This is a genomic window from Brachymonas moutaii (nom. illeg.) (assembly GCF_049977365.1).
Classification (GTDB): domain Bacteria; phylum Pseudomonadota; class Gammaproteobacteria; order Burkholderiales; family Burkholderiaceae_C; genus Brachymonas.
Window position 1 is genome coordinate 294,436 of sequence record NZ_JBNGEN010000001.1, and the last position, 17,261, is coordinate 311,696.

The 17,261-nt window shown below is 64.2% G+C and carries 11 protein-coding genes; 6 read left to right on the forward strand and 5 right to left on the reverse strand.

Annotated elements, in window-relative coordinates; genetic code table 11:
- Positions 1-47: 47 nt before the first annotated feature.
- Complete coding sequence (gene uvrB, locus ACP2WS_RS01360; RefSeq protein ID WP_374490734.1) at positions 48-2,138, reverse strand: excinuclease ABC subunit UvrB; 2,091 nt, start codon at positions 2,136-2,138, stop codon at positions 48-50.
- A gap of 327 nt (positions 2,139-2,465) precedes the next feature.
- On the opposite strand from uvrB, the gene ACP2WS_RS01365 reads away from it, so the two are divergent.
- Entirely contained in the window at positions 2,466-3,665 is a 1,200-nt protein-coding gene (locus ACP2WS_RS01365; protein WP_374490736.1) for an amino acid aminotransferase, read from the forward strand.
- A gap of 156 nt (positions 3,666-3,821) precedes the next feature.
- On the opposite strand, the gene ACP2WS_RS01370 is transcribed toward ACP2WS_RS01365, so the two are convergent.
- The 3 genes from ACP2WS_RS01370 to ACP2WS_RS01380 all read right to left on the reverse strand — a co-directional run bounded on the left by ACP2WS_RS01370 (position 3,822) and on the right by ACP2WS_RS01380 (position 6,740).
- Positions 3,822-4,517, reverse strand: coding sequence for an aspartate/glutamate racemase family protein (locus ACP2WS_RS01370; protein WP_426459122.1), 696 nt, complete (start codon positions 4,515-4,517; stop codon positions 3,822-3,824).
- A gap of 150 nt (positions 4,518-4,667) precedes the next feature.
- Positions 4,668-5,651 carry a sulfate ABC transporter substrate-binding protein gene (locus tag ACP2WS_RS01375; protein WP_426459566.1) on the reverse strand — a complete coding sequence of 328 codons (984 nt, stop codon included), beginning with the start codon at positions 5,649-5,651 and terminating at the stop codon, positions 4,668-4,670.
- 195 nt (positions 5,652-5,846) lie between these two features.
- Positions 5,847-6,740, reverse strand: coding sequence for a LysR family transcriptional regulator (locus tag ACP2WS_RS01380; RefSeq protein ID WP_426459567.1), 894 nt, complete (start codon positions 6,738-6,740; stop codon positions 5,847-5,849).
- Positions 6,741-6,970: 230 nt separating this feature from the next.
- Here ACP2WS_RS01380 and aptA point away from each other — a divergent pair, with 230 nt between their 5' ends.
- From aptA to pabB, 4 genes are all read left to right on the forward strand, one after another.
- Entirely contained in the window at positions 6,971-8,368 is a 1,398-nt protein-coding gene (gene aptA / locus ACP2WS_RS01385) for an omega-aminotransferase AptA (protein ID WP_426459123.1), read from the forward strand.
- 180 nt (positions 8,369-8,548) lie between these two features.
- The gene (locus ACP2WS_RS01390; protein ID WP_426459124.1) at positions 8,549-10,054 is read left to right on the forward strand and encodes a CoA-acylating methylmalonate-semialdehyde dehydrogenase; all 1,506 of its coding nucleotides are present in this window, start codon (positions 8,549-8,551) and stop codon (positions 10,052-10,054) included.
- A 256-nt stretch (positions 10,055-10,310) separates the two neighbouring features.
- Complete coding sequence (locus tag ACP2WS_RS01395; RefSeq protein ID WP_426459125.1) at positions 10,311-12,224, forward strand: PhoH family protein; 1,914 nt, start codon at positions 10,311-10,313, stop codon at positions 12,222-12,224.
- A gap of 198 nt (positions 12,225-12,422) precedes the next feature.
- The gene (pabB, locus tag ACP2WS_RS01400) at positions 12,423-14,396 is read left to right on the forward strand and encodes an aminodeoxychorismate synthase component I (RefSeq protein ID WP_426459126.1); all 1,974 of its coding nucleotides are present in this window, start codon (positions 12,423-12,425) and stop codon (positions 14,394-14,396) included.
- A gap of 30 nt (positions 14,397-14,426) precedes the next feature.
- Here the strand turns inward: pabB and dnaB are convergent, their stop codons facing one another.
- Entirely contained in the window at positions 14,427-15,830 is a 1,404-nt protein-coding gene (gene dnaB, locus ACP2WS_RS01405) for a replicative DNA helicase (protein WP_374491631.1), read from the reverse strand.
- 287 nt (positions 15,831-16,117) lie between these two features.
- On the opposite strand from dnaB, the gene ACP2WS_RS01410 reads away from it, so the two are divergent.
- Positions 16,118-17,239 (forward strand): beta-ketoacyl-ACP synthase III, encoded by a 1,122-nt coding sequence (locus tag ACP2WS_RS01410; RefSeq protein WP_374490748.1) that lies wholly within the window; start codon positions 16,118-16,120, stop codon positions 17,237-17,239.
- Positions 17,240-17,261 lie beyond the last annotated feature (22 nt).

Below are 17,261 nucleotides of genomic sequence, written 5' to 3' on the forward strand. Positions count from 1 at the left end.
GGCAACCCGGCGCATTTCAAAGCAAGAAACAGGCCACACCCACCATGTCATTCCACGGCATCGTGTGCGGCACCGCCCAGCACGCGTTGCCTGAGCGCTGCGAGCTGATCGCGGGTTCGGGCAGCCTGCTCGAACTCCAGGTTCTTGGCATGCTCCATCATCTGCCTTTCCAGACGCTTGATTTCACGGGAAAGGTCTTTCTCGCTCACGTCCTCGACGTAGGCACGCACCAGATCCTGTGCCTGTGCAGCCTTGCCGGCCTTGTCGCTGTAGACCCCATCGATGAGGTCGCGCACCTTCTTGACCACGCTGCGCGGGGTGATGTGGTGCTCGGCATTGAAGGCGAGCTGTTTGGCTCGGCGCCGACTGGTCTCGCCCATGGCGCGCCGCATGGATTCGGTGACGTGATCGGCATAGAGGATGGCCTTGCCATGCACGTTGCGGGCTGCCCGGCCGATGGTCTGGATCAGACTGCGTTCGGCTCGCAGGAAGCCTTCCTTGTCGGCGTCCAGGATGGCTACCAGCGACACTTCGGGAATGTCCAGTCCTTCGCGCAGCAGGTTGATGCCCACCAGCACGTCGAAGGCGCCCAGGCGCAGGTCCCGAATGATCTCGACGCGCTCGACGGTGTCGATGTCGGAGTGCAGGTAGCGCACCTTGACCCCGTTCTCGGTGAGGTAGTCGGTGAGCTGCTCGGCCATGCGCTTGGTGAGCGTGGTGATAAGCACCCGCTCGCCCACCTTGACGCGCTCGTGAATTTCCTGCAGCACGTCATCGACCTGATGGGTGGCTGGGCGCACCTCCACGATGGGATCGACCAGACCGGTGGGCCGCACCACCTGTTCGACCACCGCGCCTCCAGAGTGCTGCAGCTCGTAGTCCCCGGGCGTGGCCGACACGAAGATCGACTGGCGCATGCGCTGCTCGAATTCCGGAAACTTGAGAGGACGGTTGTCCAGTGCCGACGGCAGACGGAACCCATATTCCACCAGCGTGGTCTTGCGGGCCCGATCGCCGTTGTACATTCCGTTGAACTGTCCGATGAGGACATGAGATTCGTCGAAAAACATCAGCGCATCGGAAGGCAGATACTCGACCAGCGTGGGAGGAGGATCGCCGGGGGCTCCGCCGGAGAGGTGGCGTGAATAGTTCTCGATGCCCTTGCAATAGCCCACTTCCTGCATCATCTCGAGGTCGAACCGGGTGCGCTGTTCGAGCCGCTGGGCCTCGACAAGCTTGCCGTCATCGAGAAACTGCTTGAGTCGCTCCGACAGCTCTGCCTTGATGGTCTCGATGGCGCGCAGCACGCTGGCGCGCCCCATCACGTAGTGGCCTGCCGGGTAGATGGCGAAGCGCGGCACCTTGTGCACTGTCTTGCCGGTAAGGGGGTCAAAGAGCGTGAGCGCCTCGATTTCGTCGTCGAACATCTCGATGCGGATGGCCAGCTCCGAGTGTTCTGCAGGAAAGACATCGATGGTGTCGCCACGCACCCGAAAGGTGCCGCGCGCAAAATCCATGTCGTTGCGGGTGTACTGCATGCGCACCAGATGGGCGATGAAGTCACGCTGCGACACCCGGTCGCCCGCCCGCGTGATGAGCCGCATCTCGGTGTATTCCTCTGGGCTGCCGATGCCATAGATGGCAGACACCGTGGCGACAATGACCACGTCCCTGCGTTCCAGCAGGCTCTTGGTGGCCGACAGGCGCATCTGCTCGATGTGTTCGTTGATGGCGCTGTCCTTCTCGATGAACAGGTCGCGCTGCGGCACGTAGGCTTCAGGCTGGTAGTAGTCGTAATAGCTGACGAAGTATTCGACTGCGTTCTTGGGAAAGAACTCGCGGAATTCGCTGTAGAGCTGGGCCGCCAGGGTCTTGTTGGGCGCAAACACGATGGCCGGGCGCCCCAGACGGGCGATGACATTGGCCATGGTGTAGGTCTTGCCGGACCCGGTCACGCCGAGCAGGGTCTGGTAGGCCTCGCCATCCTGGACTCCTTCGACCAGCTTGTCGATGGCCGTGGGCTGATCGCCAGCGGGCGGATAGGGTTCGAACAGCTCGAAGGGCGAATCGGGAAAATGCGCAAAGCGGCCGGACGTGGCGGCCACCGGTGCGTCGGAGGAGGAAGGAGTGTCTGGCATGGCAAGGAGATGGAGGCGAATCGCGCAATGTAAAGCAATCATGCCCGGTCTGCAGCGGCCCGGTGTGCCTCCGCGCGATGCATGCGGGGCGTGCTTGCTGTCACCTTCCGGCACCATGACGGGTTTAGGTCTCCCTATCCCGGCCATCTCTGTGCACAGCCGTTGTGCGGCTTTTACAATAGGGGGGCAAGACAGAAGGATGGCACTGTCGGCTGACATGCCGGTTTCCTGCCGGGAATCTCATGGGGTTCTCCTCTGGGCAGATGCACGGTGCAACCTGTCTTCGCGGATGTCTCTGTTGTCTCGTCTCCACTAAGGAAAAATTTCATGTCTCTCTTTTCTGCCGTAGAAATGGCCCCCCGCGACCCGATTCTGGGTCTGAATGAACAGTACGCCGCCGATGCCAATCCCCAGAAGGTCAACCTCGGCGTGGGCGTCTATTTCGACGGCAACGGCAAGCTGCCCCTGCTCAAGTGTGTGCAGACCGCCGAGCAGATGATGATGGAGAAGAAGGCTGCCCGCGGGTATCTGCCCATCGACGGTCTTCCCGCCTATGACAGCGCCGTCAAGGGCCTGGTGTTCGGTGCCGAGAGCGATCTCGTGCAGGGTGGCCGTGTCTGCACCGTGCAGGCGCTCGGTGGCACGGGCGGCCTGAAGCTGGGCGCCGACTTTCTGAAGAAGCTGCGTCCTGCTGCCAAGGTGCTCATCAGCAACCCCAGCTGGGAAAACCACCGCGCCATCTTCACCAATGCAGGCTTTCAGGTCGAGACCTATGCCTACTATGACGCCGAAAAGCGCGGCGTGAACTTCGAGGGCATGCTCGCCAGCCTGCAGGGCGCCGAGGCCGGCACCATCGTGGTGCTGCATGCCTGCTGCCACAACCCGACCGGCTACGACATCACTGCTGCGCAGTGGGATCAGGTGGTCGAGGTGGTCAAGGCACGCCAGCTGGTGGCTTTCCTGGACATGGCCTATCAGGGCTTCGGCAACGGTCTGGTCGAGGACGGCACTGCCATCGCCAAGTTCGTGGCCTCTGGCTTGGAATTCTTCGTGTCCACCTCCTTCAGCAAGAGCTTCAGCCTGTATGGCGAGCGCGTCGGTGCGCTCAGCGTCGTCTGCGACAGCAAGGATGCTGCTGCGCGCGTGCTGAGCCAGCTCAAGATCGTGGTGCGCACCAACTACAGCAACCCGCCGGTGCATGGCGGCACGGTGGTGGCCACGGTGCTCAACACTCCCGAGCTGCGCACGCAATGGGAAGAGGAACTGGGCCACATGCGTACCCGCATCAAGGAAATGCGCCAGGCCCTGGTCGCAGGTCTGCAGGCGGCCGGCGTGCAGCGCGACATGTCGTTCATCACGCAGCAGATCGGCATGTTCAGCTATTCCGGTCTGACCAAGGACCAGATGGTGCGCCTGCGCAATGAGTTCGGTGTGTACGGCACCGACAGCGGTCGCATGTGCGTGGCTGCGCTCAACCACAAGAACATCGGTCACGTCTGCGCCAGCATTGCCAAGGTGCTGGGCTGATCGACTGGGGGCCTGCAGGGCCTCGCCTTCTGCGGCCGCCCCACTCTGTGGAGAGAGGCTGCCGGGGAGGCCTGCCCTGCCCTCCTCCACCCAGGCCACCGCACTGCGGTGGCTTTTTTGTGCCATACCACGGCGGGTGCAGGTTCGGTGTGCCGTTCAGCTCCCCAGAGCCAGCCGGGCAGCGGCCTGTGCGTGCAGGGTGGTGGTATCGAAAAGCGGCACGCTGGCATCTTCGGGGTGCACGAGCAGAGAAATTTCGGTGCAGCCGAGGATGATGGCTTGGGCGCCCTGCTCCACGAGCCTCTGCATGACGGCGCGGAATGCCGTGCGGGAGGTCTCGTGGATGCGTCCCAGGCACAGCTCGTGGTAGATGACCTCATGCACGAGAAGACGGTCTGCGGCTTCAGGCACCAGCACATCGATGCCATGCATGCGCTGCAGACGATCACGGTAGAAAGGCTCCTCCATGGTGAAGCGCGTGCCCAGCAGCCCCACGCGCGCAAGCCCCGCCTGCCGGATGGCATGGGCCGTGGCATCGGCAATGTGCAGCAGCGGAATGTGCACGGCTGTCTCCATGGCCGGTGCCACCTTGTGCATGGTGTTGGTGCAGAGCACGACAAAATCGGCCCCGGCGGCTTCGAGCGCAGATGCGGCCCGGACCATGTGCTGTCCTGCCGTGTCCCAGTCGTTCTGGTGCTGCAAGGATTCGATCTCCTGGAAATCGACGCTGTAGAGCACGATCTTGGCCGAGTGCAGTCCTCCCAGTGCCTGCTTGACCGCTTCATTGATCTGGCGGTAATAGGGAATGGTGGATTCCCAGCTCATGCCGCCGATGAGCCCGATGGTTTTCATCCTGGATGCCTTTCATGCGTGCACGGCAGGCCATGGGCAGAAAGCCGCCGGCTCTGTCGCTGCGGCCCCTGCAGGGGGCCCGCATTCCATGATAAACGGCGGCTTGTGGACGCGGCATGGCCGAGCCCCCGTTGCACAGCGTGCATCGCCTCAGGATTTGCCTCGTGCAGCCACCAGCTGGTCGTAGACGCCGCCATCGGCAAAGTGCTCTTTCTGGGCCCGGGTCCAGTCCCCGAAATACTTGTCGAGAGTGAACAGCTCCAGCCTGGGAAACTGCGTTGCCACGGTCTGCGCGACCTGCTCGTCGGCGGGACGGTACCAGTGCGTGGCCATGATGCGTTGGGCCTCGGGGGTGTAAAGAAATTCGAGGTAGGCCGTGGCAATGGCGCGGGTGCCGCGTGCGTCGACATTGCGATCGACCAGGGCCACGGGCGGCTCGGCCAGAATGCTCACCGGTGGGGTGATGATGTCGAACTGATCCTGTCCCATTTCCTTGAGGGCGAGATAGGCCTCGTTTTCCCAGGACAGGAGCACATCGCCGATATGCCGCTGGGCAAAGGTGATGAGAGAGCCGCGCGCACCCGTGTCGAGCACGGGCACATGGGCATACAGATCGGCCACGAAGGCGCGTGCCTGTTCGGCCGAGCCCGTGCGCTGCAGGGCCTGACCCCAGGCTGCCAGGTAGTTCCAGCGGGCACCACCGGACGTTTTGGGGTTGGGGGTGATGACTGCGACGCCGGGCCGCACCACGTCGTTCCAGTCGTGAATGCCCTTGGGATTGCCCTTGCGCACCAGAAAGACGATGGTGCTGCGGTAGGGGGTGCTGTTCTTGGGCAGGCGCTTCTGCCAGTCGGCCGGAAGGAGCTTGGCCTGCCTGGCAATCTGGTCGATGTCTGCAGCCAGGGCCAGAGTCACGACGTCGGCCTTGAGGCCATTGATGACGGCCAGTGCCTGCTTGCCCGAGCCTCCATGCGACTGCTTGACCTGCAGGGCCACATGGCTGTTGCGTGCGGCATAGGCCTTGGTGAAGGCCCGGTTGATGTCCTGGTAGAGCTCCCGGGTGGGGTCATAGCTCACATTGAGCAACTCGACCTGCTGGGGCTTGCTGCAGCCGGCGAGCCAGGAGCTGCCCATAACGGCACCTCCGAGTGCGGGCAGACGGGTGACGAAATGGCGACGGCTCCAGGAGCCTGTGGGGAACGATGGCATGGCGCAGGACCTCTTTCAAAACATGAAGTCATGATATGCACTCGTCTTATTTTCAATAAAGAATATTTCGGCATGTGCTTACAACTGTCTGTCAGGTGCTGTGCCTGCCGTTCCGCCCAGTCAGGAAGATTCCCGATGCGCTTCCAGCAGACAGGCATGGAAGGCGAGTGCCGCACGTGCCGGCCGGGGGGACCGCCTGAGCACACTCACGAAATCGCAGGCGTAGCGCAGCACGCCAGGCCGCACAGCCTGCATGCGGCCTGTGGCCACGAAGGGTGCGGCATAGTGGTCGGGCAGAAAGCCCAGAAAGCGGCCAGAGAGGATCAGTGTGGCAATGCCCTCCTGATCGAAACCGGTGGCGGTACGCGGCAGGTGTCTGGCATGCGCCAGCTCCATGTTGGGAGAGTGGTAGCCCAGCCCTGCAAAATCGCCCCGCTGACGCAGGGCGTGCCAGTCCAGTGCGGCATGGCTGGCTCCGAACAGAGGATGCTGCGTGCCGCAGTACAGCCCCATGGTTTCGCCGAACAGCCGGTCATAGCGCAGGCTGGCGGAACTGCGGTGCGTGGGCACGATGCCCACGGCAAAGCTGCCATCGATGACGCCGCGTTCGATGGTGCGGATGGAACCGACATGCAGGTGCAGATCCACATGCGGGGCACGCTGCACGAAGGCGGCGATGGCTTCGGCAATGTGGGCCTCGGGGTTGCTGGCAGTCTTTTCGAATACGGCCACGTGCAGGGCTCCGCCCATGCGGGCGTGGATGTCATCGACGCTGGCGCGAAAGCCCTCCACGGCTGCGAGCAGGCGCAGCGTTTCGTCGTAGACGCGCTGGCCTTCGGGCGTCAGGGCAAAGCCGCCCCGCCCGCGTCGGCACAGGGTGAGGCCGAGCCGGGTTTCGAGGTCCTTGAGATGGCGGCTTACGGTGCTGGTGCCGATGTTGAGCTCCAGCTCGGCGGCGGAAAGCCCTCCGCACTCCACCACGGCCTTGAACACCTGCAGCAGCCGCAGATCCATGTCGCTGAGCTGGCCCAGCACGGCCCGTGAGCGCCCCGTGGCGGCTGCCAGGACAGCGGGAGCCGCATCGGGAGCATCTGACGAGATGTTTGCTTGCATGAATCGGCAACTGAACATGGATATATGCCTATTTTAAAGAGCAACACCGCTTCGCAGAATGGACTTCGGAATGCCGCACGATCCCGTCCCGGTTTTTCCGCTCTCCCCTGTTGCCCATGGAGCTGTCTCACATGAACCCGCCTGTTGCCCAAACTGCTGTGCCCTCATCCCCCCTCCCCGTCCCCACCCAGACGGCCGCCGATGTCCCCCTGCGTCAGGATGCCGCCTGGCTCGATGCCCACTGGATGCCCTTCACGGCCAACCGCCAGTTCAAGCAGGATCCGCGCATCATCACTTCGGCGCAGGGCGCCTATTACACCGACAGCGAGGGACGCAAGATCTTCGATGGTCTCTCTGGCCTGTGGTGCAGCGGTCTGGGACATGGCCGCCGCGAGATCAGCGAGGCAGTGGCCCGGCAGGTATCGCGGCTCGACTATGCCCCCGGGTTCCAGTTCGGTCATCCGCTGTCTTTCGCCCTGGCCAACAAAATCAAGGCACTGACACCGGAAGGGCTGGACTATGTGTTCTTCACCGGCAGTGGATCGGAATCGGCCGACACGGCGCTCAAGATGGCACGTGCCTACTGGCGTGCCCGTGGTCAGGCCTCCAAGACCTGTTTCATCGGACGCGAAAAGGGCTACCACGGCGTGAACTTCGGCGGCATTTCCGTGGGCGGCATCGGCGGAAACCGCAAGACCTTCGGACAGGGCATCGAGGCAGATCACCTGCCCCACACGCAACCTCCCATGGGTTCCTTTCATCGGGGCCTGCCTCCCGAAGGGGGCCGTGCCCTGGCGGACCGGCTGCTTGACGTGATTGCCCTGCACGATGCCAGCACCATTGCCGCTGTCATCGTCGAGCCCTTCAGCGGGTCGGCCGGGGTGGTGATTCCTCCGCAGGGCTATCTGCAGCGCCTGCGCGAGATATGCACCCAGCATGACATTCTGCTCATCTTCGATGAAGTGATCACCGGATTCGGCCGCAGCGGGGCATGGACGGCTTCCGAAGCCTTCGGTGTCACGCCTGACATCCTGAACTTTGCCAAACAGGTCACCAACGGAGCCCAGCCGCTGGGCGGGGTGGTGGCCAGCAAGACGATCTACGACACCTTCATGGCAGCAGGTGGCCCCGAGTACATGCTCGAATTTGCCCACGGCTACACCTATTCGGCCCACCCTGTGGCCTGTGCGGCAGGGCTGGCGGCGCTTGATCTGCTGGAGCGCGAGGCCATGCCGGAACGCGCACGCACCTTGGCACCGTATTTCGAGCAGGCCGTGCACAGCCTCCGAGGGGCTCCCCATGTGGCCGATATCCGCAATTTCGGTCTGGCTGCAGGCATCAGCATCGCGCCTCTGCCCGGCGAACCTGCCCTGCGCCCCTACGAGGTGGCCATGAAATGCTGGCAGAAAGGCTTCTATGTACGCTATGGCGGCGACACCATCCAGCTGGCGCCTCCCTTCATCAGTGAGCCGGCCGACATCGACCGTCTGGTGAGCGCCCTGGGAGATGCTCTCTCGGAGGTGGCCTGACAGTGCCTCTTCATGGGGCCCTGGCTCAGAGCTCCCGCGCCTGCGGGTGCCTCTCTCCTGCGGGGGAGAGCCAGGTCCTGATGCTGCTTTTTCCCTCCCTCCCAGGCTGCATATCGACAGGCATGCGCCACAGGGTCGGAGGGAATTCCTTCTTCCCTTTGCCTCCCCCTATTCACGACCATGCAGAAAATCATTGGCCATCTGATCGATGGCACCCTGGTGTCTTCCGATTCCTCCCGCACCCAGCCCGTGTTTGATCCCTCCACCGGAGCCATCCGTGCCCAGGTGGCACTGGCCGAGGCTTCCACCGTCGGGGCCGCCATCGCCTCGGCTGAACAGGCCTTTCCGGCATGGCGCAATACGCCTGCGCTCAAGCGGGCGCGCATCATGGCCAGGTTCCGGGTTCTGCTGGAGGAGCAGGCCGACGTGATTGCCGCGCTGATCACGGCCGAGCACGGCAAAGTGCTGTCGGATGCGCATGGCGAGCTGCAGCGGGGCATCGAAAACGTCGAATACGCCAGCTATGCGCCGGAGCTGCTCAAGGGCGAGCACACCCGCAACGTCGGCCCCGGCATCGACTCGTGGAGCGAATTTCAGGCCCTGGGGGTCACTGCAGGCATCACACCCTTCAACTTCCCTGCCATGGTGCCGCTGTGGATGTGGCCCATGGCCGTGGTCTGCGGCAACACCTTTGTGCTCAAGCCCTCCGAGCGCGCGCCGTCGAGCACGCTGTACATCGCCCGCCTGGCACTGGAGGCTGGCCTCCCCCCTGGGGTGCTCAATGTGGTCAATGGCGACCGCGAGGCCGTGGAGACCCTGCTGCACGACCCGCGGGTGCGGGCGGTGAGCTTTGTCGGCTCCACCCCCGTGGCCGAGCACATCTACGCCGAGGGCTGCAGGGCCGGCAAGCGCGTGCAGGCCCTGGGAGGCGCCAAGAACCATGCGGTGGTCATGCCCGATGCCGACATCGCCCAGGCCGTGCATGCCCTCATGGGAGCGGCCTATGGATCCTGCGGCGAACGCTGCATGGCCGTGCCCCTGGCGGTGTGCGTGGGGGACCAGGTGGCCGATGCGCTCATTGCCGGTCTCAAGGAAGAGATTGCCGCCATGCACGTGGGGCCCGGCTCGGACAATACCTGCGACATGGGCCCGCTCGTGACCCGCCAGCATCTCGACAAGGTGCGTGGCTATGTCGACCAGGGCGTGGCCGAAGGTGCCACCCTGCTGGTCGATGGCCGGACGCTCACCGTGCCCGGACATGAGGAAGGCTATTTCATCGGCCCCTGCCTGTTCGACCATGTGCGACCCGGCATGACGATCTATCAGGAAGAAATCTTTGGGCCGGTGCTCGGCATTGTGCGTGTGAACACCCTGGCCGAGGCCATGCAGCTCATCGACGCACACGAATACGGCAACGGCACCTGCATCTTCACGCGCGACGGCGAGGCGGCACGCCATTTCACCGACCATATCCAGGTCGGCATGGTGGGCGTGAACGTGCCCCTGCCGGTGCCAGTGGCCTACCACTCGTTCGGAGGCTGGAAGCGCAGCCTCTTCGGCGACCTGCACGCCTATGGGCCCGATGCCGTGCGCTTTTATACCAAGCGCAAGACCATCACCCAGCGCTGGCCTTCGGCCGGCGTGCGCGAAGGCAGTGTGTTCAGCTTCCCATCGAGCCGCACCTGACCATCCCTGTGCCGGCAGGAATCCGGCCACCGGCACCGGGCACGGTCCCGGCGCCAGTGGCCACGGCTGCGGGAGCGACATGCCGCACCTTGCCGGCTGCAGGGGGGCGCAGCGTCATAGGGATGATGACGCTGCCGTGACAGAACCGCCACCGCAGGTTGTATATTGGCAGGCAACAGACACGCAAGTCCTTCTGGCACGCTGCCCATGCCGTGGTGTGGTTGGTGTGTTGCCATAGACCTCATCTCCCGTACCCATGCCCCTGCCTCCTCCTCCCAAGAAACCGGCCAGCCTGCTGGATTCCCAATACTTCCAGCCGCGCAAGCTCTCCGAAGCCGACGCCGATCCTGCCGACGTGCCCCTGCAGGCCACGGCCTCTGCCGCAGAGACCGACTCCGCTCCTTCCCCGGCGGCACCCGCTCCGCGCAAGACAGCCACGCGCAAGCGCAAGGCTGCGCTCATGGAACCCATGCCTCAGGCTGAGCCTGCCGTTGCTCCCGAGGCGGCGGACACATCTTCCTCCTTGCCTGACACCGCAAAGCCTGCTGGCGCACCCGACCGGGCAGCCAAGCCCGCACGCCGCGCCCGCAAGAGCGCAGGGAATGCATCTGCGGCATCGACGCCCGCTCCTGCAGCCCCTGTTGCCCCCGTGACAGCGCGCACCGCGCCGGCCGAACCGCAGCCGCGTGTCCCGGCCAGGAGCCCACAGACTCCCGTGCGCAGTGCCCCTCCTGCACCTCAGGCGGCCCCCTCGTCCGCAGCGGCACCGGCGGCCCGCAAGCTCTTTGTGCTCGATACCAACGTGCTCATGCACGACCCGATGAGCCTGTTCCGCTTTCAGGAACACGACATCTACCTCGCGCTCATCGTGCTCGAGGAAATGGACAACCACAAGAAGGGGGTCACCGAAGTGGCCCGCAATGTGCGCCAGACCAGTCGCACACTCGATGCCCTGGTCGAAGCCGTGCATCGGCAGGACCTGTCCGATGGCATGCCGCTCGACGCCACCGGCCACCGCGAAGCCACCGGCCGGCTCTTCTTCCAGACCGAGGCACTGCGCTCCACGCTGCCCGACTCCCTGCCCCAGGGCAAGGCAGACAACCAGATCCTCGGCGTCGTGGCTGCACTCGAACAGCTCCATCCCGGGCGCGAAGTGGTGCTGGTCTCCAAGGACATCAACATGCGTGTCAAGGCACGTGCGCTGGGTCTGCCCGCCGAGGACTACCAGAACGACAAGACCCTCGACGACGACGAGCTGCTCTACAACGGCACGCTTCCCCTGCCCCCGGACTTCTGGGACACCCCAGACCGGATCGAAAGCTGGCAGGAAGGTGCATACACCTTCTATCGCGTGCACGGCCCGCTTGCGCAGCAGATGCTGGTCAATCAGTTCGTCTACTTCGAGCAGCCCGGTGAACCCAGCCTGTACGCCCGCGTGGTGGAAATCCGGGGCGACAGTGCCGTGCTCAAGACCCTGCGCGACTGCACGCACCCCAAGCACGCGGCCTGGGGAGTCACGGCCCGCAACCGCGAGCAGAACTTCGCCATGAACCTGCTGCTCGATCCCGAGATCGACTTCGTCACGCTCACCGGCACGGCAGGTACCGGCAAGACCCTGCTGGCGCTGGCCTGTGGCCTCACCCAGGTGCTCGACGAGCGCCGCTACACCGAGATCATCATGACCCGCGCCACGGTGAGCGTGGGCGAGGACATCGGCTTTCTCCCCGGCACCGAAGAAGAAAAGATGGGGCCCTGGATGGGCGCGCTCGACGACAACCTCGAATTCCTCACCAAGGGCGAAGGCTCGGGCAACGGCGGTGCCGGCGAATGGGGACGTGCCGCGACGCAGGAACTGGTGCGCAGCCGCATCAAGATCAAGAGCATGAACTTCATGCGCGGCCGCACCTTCATGAACAAGTTCGTCATCATCGACGAGGCCCAGAACCTCACCCCAAAGCAGATGAAGACGCTCATCACCCGGGCCGGTCCGGGGACCAAGATCATCTGCATGGGCAACCTGGCCCAGATCGACACGCCCTACCTCACCGAAGGCTCCTCCGGCCTTACCGCCGTGGTGGACAAGTTCAAGGGCTGGCCCCACAGCGGGCACATCATGCTGGCCCGTGGCGAACGCTCCCGCCTGGCCGATTTCGCCAGCGAAGTGCTCTGAATCCACAGCAGGAGTCGCTGCAGCACCTGCTGTGACGATGCCCGGCAAGGCCTGCGGCACTGCGCCATGCAGTTCTGTAGTGCCTTGCCGCGCCGTGGTGTGCTGTCGTGTGCATGCTGCCCTTGGCCCTTGCCTGGCCAGCACCCTGTCTCCGCTGCCGTATCGTCTTGCCCAGCCCTGTTTCCAGACATGCCGGACATGCCCATGCCCTCTCTTGCCGCCATCCGCATGGTGGTCGATTTTCCCGATGCACAGGGCGGGATGGAGCGGCTCGTCTTCACACAGGCGCACCGCGTATGCATGGCATGGCGGGCCGATCAGGTGGCCGATGCGCTGGCAGAGGTCGATGCAGCCACGCGCCGGGGAGCCTGGGCAGTAGGCTATGTCGCCTACGAGGCCGCTGCGGCATGGCTGCCTCTGGCGACACCGTCTGCCGCATCGTCTTCTGCGCAGCCGCTGGTGGCCTTTGCCCTGTTCGACGCTCCCGATGCCGCCCCGGACTATGCCCAGGGCACCCAGGGCCTGCCCATCCATGCCGTCCAGCTCCCCGCATCTGCTGCACCTGCGGATGCCCCTGTCTGGCACATGGCAGAAGATGCCGCCGAGCACCAGGCAGCCATCACAGCCATCCGGGAAGCGATTGCTGCCGGAGAGGTCTACCAGGTCAACCACACCCTGCGCCTGCATGCGCATGCGCAGACGCAGACGCAGACGCAGACGCAGACGCAGACGCAGACCTCCGAACGCCCCTTGGGCCTCTGGCACTACCACGAGGCCTTGCGCCAGCGTCAACAGGCCCGCTACAGCGCCTGGCTGGACTGGGGGGATGAACAGGTGCTGTCGCTGTCGCCCGAGCTGTTCTTCGACTGGAACCGGCACACGGGACACATCGTCACTCGTCCCATGAAAGGGACCGCTCCACGCGGTGCCACCCCGGCCGAAGATGCAGCACAGGCCGAGGCCCTGCGTTCCAACACCAAGGAGCGGGCCGAAAACGTCATGATCGTCGACCTGCTGCGCAACGACCTGGGACAGATCGCCACGACAGGCAGCGTGCAGGTTCCCCGGCTTTTCACGACCGAGCCTTATCCCACCCTGTGGCAAATGACGAGCACCGTGGAAGCCACCGTCAGGCCAGAGACCACCCTCCCAGATGTGTTGCGGGCGCTCTTTCCATGCGGTTCGATCACCGGAGCGCCCAAGCGCAAGGCCATGGCACGCATTGCCGGGCAGGAAGCCGAACCCCGGGGGGTGTACTGCGGTGCCGTGGGAATTGTGCATCCTGACAGGGCCGTCTTCAACGTCGCCATCCGTACCGTGGTGGCCGATGCCAGCGGCCGGCTTACCTCTGGCGTGGGCAGCGGGATCACCTGGTCATCGAACGCACAGGCCGAATATTCCGAAGCACAGCTCAAGGCCTGCTTTCTCGATACCCCTCCGCTGCCGCAGCCCGACTTTGCCCTGTTCGAGACCCTGCTGCTGGTCGATGGGCGCTATGCCCTGCTGCCCCTGCATCTGGATCGCATCGAAGCGTCGGCCCGTGCCTGGAACTTCCGCCCTGTGTCCCGCGCCCAGAGGCAGAACACACTCGACGCCTGTGCCCGCATGCATTCCGGCGGATGCTGGCGCGTGCGCCTCGTGCAGACGGCCGAAGGCACCCTCTCGACCACTGCCACGCTTTTGCAGGGCGATGTTTCTCCGGCGCTGCGCATCTGGTCCAGCGATGGACTGGCGCCGGTTCACTGGCTTTCTCCTCCTGCAGGAGAGGCGCTGTCCGCTCCCCCACAGCCCGTAGCCTGGGCCGATGCTCCCATGCCAGACACCCTGCGTCCCTGGCTGCTGCACAAGACCACGCGTCGCAGCCACTACGACCGTGCCAGCTCCCTTCATCCCGACGCCTGGGATGTCCTGCTGTACACACACTCGGGCCAGGTCACCGAAACCACCCGCGCCAACATGGTGCTGCATACCGCCGATGGCCGGTGGCTGACGCCTCCCCGTACCGCCGGGCTGCTGGCTGGCACGCTGCGCGAGGCACTGCTGCAGCGTGGCGTGCTGGAAGAAGCCCCCTTGCCCATGGAGCGGCTGCGGGTGCTGGCTCCAGACGAAACCCTGTGGGCCGTGAACAGCGTGCGTGGCTGGGTACGCATGGCCCCACCAGCAGACTCCTGACCCAGCCAGCGCCGAGCGGATGGCGCCCTCTCAGAATTCTTCGGGCATGCTGGCAAGGCTCTCGAACTTGGTCAGGGGCTTGATGAAGGCAAGCTTCACGGTACCGGTCGGGCCATTGCGCTGCTTGCCGATGATGATCTCGGCCACTCCGGGTTCGCGGCTTTCCTTGTTGTAGTAGTCATCCCGGTAGATGAACATGATGACGTCGGCATCCTGCTCGATGGCGCCTGATTCGCGCAGGTCACTCATCATGGGACGCTTGTCGGTACGGGTTTCCACGCTGCGGTTGAGCTGCGAGAGCGCGATCACCGGACACTGCAGCTCCTTGGCCAGCATCTTGAGGCCCCGCGAAATCTCGCTGAGCTCGGTGGCGCGGTTTTCGCTGCTGGCGCCCCCGCTGCCACTCATGAGCTGCAGGTAGTCGACCACGATCAGGCCCAGCTTGCCGCACTGGCGTGCCAGCCGCCGGGCGTTGGCGCGCAGCTCGCTGGGCGTCAGGCCCGGCGTTTCGTCGATGTGCATGGACACGGTGCGCAGCTTCTCGATGGCCTCGGTCAGGCGGGGCCACTCCTCGTCGGTCAGCTTGCCGGTGCGCAGCCGCCCCTGGTCGATGCGCCCGATGGAACCCACGATACGCACGGCCAGCTGGGCAGCGCCCATTTCCATCGAGAACACGGCCACCGGCAGGCCTTCGGTCAGCGCCACATGTTCGGCGATATTGATCGCAAAGGCCGTTTTCCCCATGGAAGGCCGTGCCGCCAGAATCACCAGATCACCCGCCTGCATGCCACTGGTCATGCGGTCGAGGTCATAGAACCCCGTGGGCACCCCCGTGATGTCATTGGGGTTGTCGGCCATTTCCTGCACCCGGTCGAGCAGTTCCACCACCAGCGATTCCATCGGCTGGAAGCCCTCCTTCATGCGGGAGCCTTCCTCGCCGATCTTGAAGATCTTCTGCTCGGCCTGATCCAGAATCTTGTCGACCGGCATGCCCTGAGGATTGAAGGCGGTAGTCGCAATTTCGTCGCTGGCTGTCACAAGCTTGCGCAGGATCGATCTTTCACGCACGATTTCTGCATAGCGACGGATGTTGCTGGCGCTTGGCACATACTGCGCCAAGGCATTGAGGTAGATCAGCCCCCCCACCTCGTCGGCCTTGCCCAGGCTCTGCAGCGTCTCGAACACCGTGATCACATCGGCTGGCTTGCTGGCGTTGATGAGCTTGCCGATGGACTCGAACACCATCTGGTGCTCGTAGCGGTAAAAGTCCTTGGGGACCAGCAGGTCGGCCACGCGGTCCCAGGCATTGTTGTCGAGCAGCAGCCCGCCGAGCACGCTGGATTCGGCCTCCACCGAATGCGGTGGCACCCGCAGCTGGGCAATGCGCTCATCGGAAGCGCCGCCATAGTCCGGATAGCTGGGGTAATCGGGCATATCCTGCGGAATGTCGGGAAGGGCGTCCTGGGGGTGATTCATGATGGAAATGGGTAGATCGACTGGACATCCGGATACGGAAGCCAGGCCGCTATGGTAGAGGATTCCCCCTCCACACCCTGTGCACAATCCTGTGGACAAGCTGTGATCTTCCGATTTTCTCAGGGCCACCGCCAGCCTGTTTTGCGAGGTCCATCCGGAGCAGTTCACCCCCTTTTGCCCGTCTGGGCTCGCGCGGCTCTGCATCGTACAATCGTTCGATTTTCTGCAACTTCCTCCTGTCCATCATGCATCCGGTCATCCTGAGCGGCAGCGGCCTCTGGGTCGCTCCCCACACCATCACCAATGACGAACTGGTCGCGTCCTACAACGCATATGCCCAGGCCTACAACGCTCAGCATGCGGCTGCCATTGCGGCCGGCGAACAGGCGGCCCTGCCGGAATCCAATGCGGCCTTCATCGAGAAGGCTTCGGGCATCCGCCAGCGCTACGTGATCGACAAGGAAGGCGTGCTCGATCCCCAGCGCATGCGTCCGCGTCTGGTTCCGCGTCCCGATGACGAGCTCTCGCTGATGGCCGAAATCGCCGTCGATGCAGGCCGCCAGGCGCTCGAAGCCGCCCGTTGCGATGGCCGGGACCTCGATCTGGTCATCTGCGCTGCCTCCAACATGCAGCGTGCCTACCCGGCCATGGCCATCGAGATCCAGCATGCCCTCGGTGCAGGCGGACATGCCTTCGACATGAATGTCGCCTGCTCCTCGGCCACCTTCGGCATCAGTCAGGCAGTCAACGCCATTGCCACAGGACAGGTCCGACGGGCGCTGGTGGTCAATCCCGAACTCACTTCCGCGCATCAGGCATGGATGGACCGGGACTGCCATTTCATCTTTGGCGATGTCTGCACCGCCGTGGTGCTGGAGCGCGCTGGCGACTCCGTGGCAGCGCATCGCTGGGAAGTGCTCGGCAGCCGGCTGGCCACCCGCTTCTCCAACAACATCCGCAACAACGCCGGTTTCATGAGCCGTGCCGAGGACCGCAACCCCGCAGACCGGGATCAGCTCTTCATGCAGGAAGGCCGCAAGGTGTTCAAGGAAGTCTGTCCCATGGCTGCGGAACACATCACCGCCCAGATCGAGGACTGTGGCCACCTGCCGGAACATATCCGTCGGTTCTGGCTGCATCAGGCCAATCTGAGCATGAACCACCTGATCGCCAGGCGCCTGCTCGGACACGAGCCCTCCTTCGACGAGGCGCCCGTGATCCTCGACGAATTCGCCAATACCGCGTCGGCTGGCTCGATCATTGCCTTCCATCGCCACCAGCAGGACCTGGAGGCAGGCGACCTGGGCGTGATCTGCTCCTTCGGGGCCGGCTACTCCATCGGCAGTCTGCTGCTGCGCAAGCAGTGAAGGCTCGCCCCGTTTCCTTCTC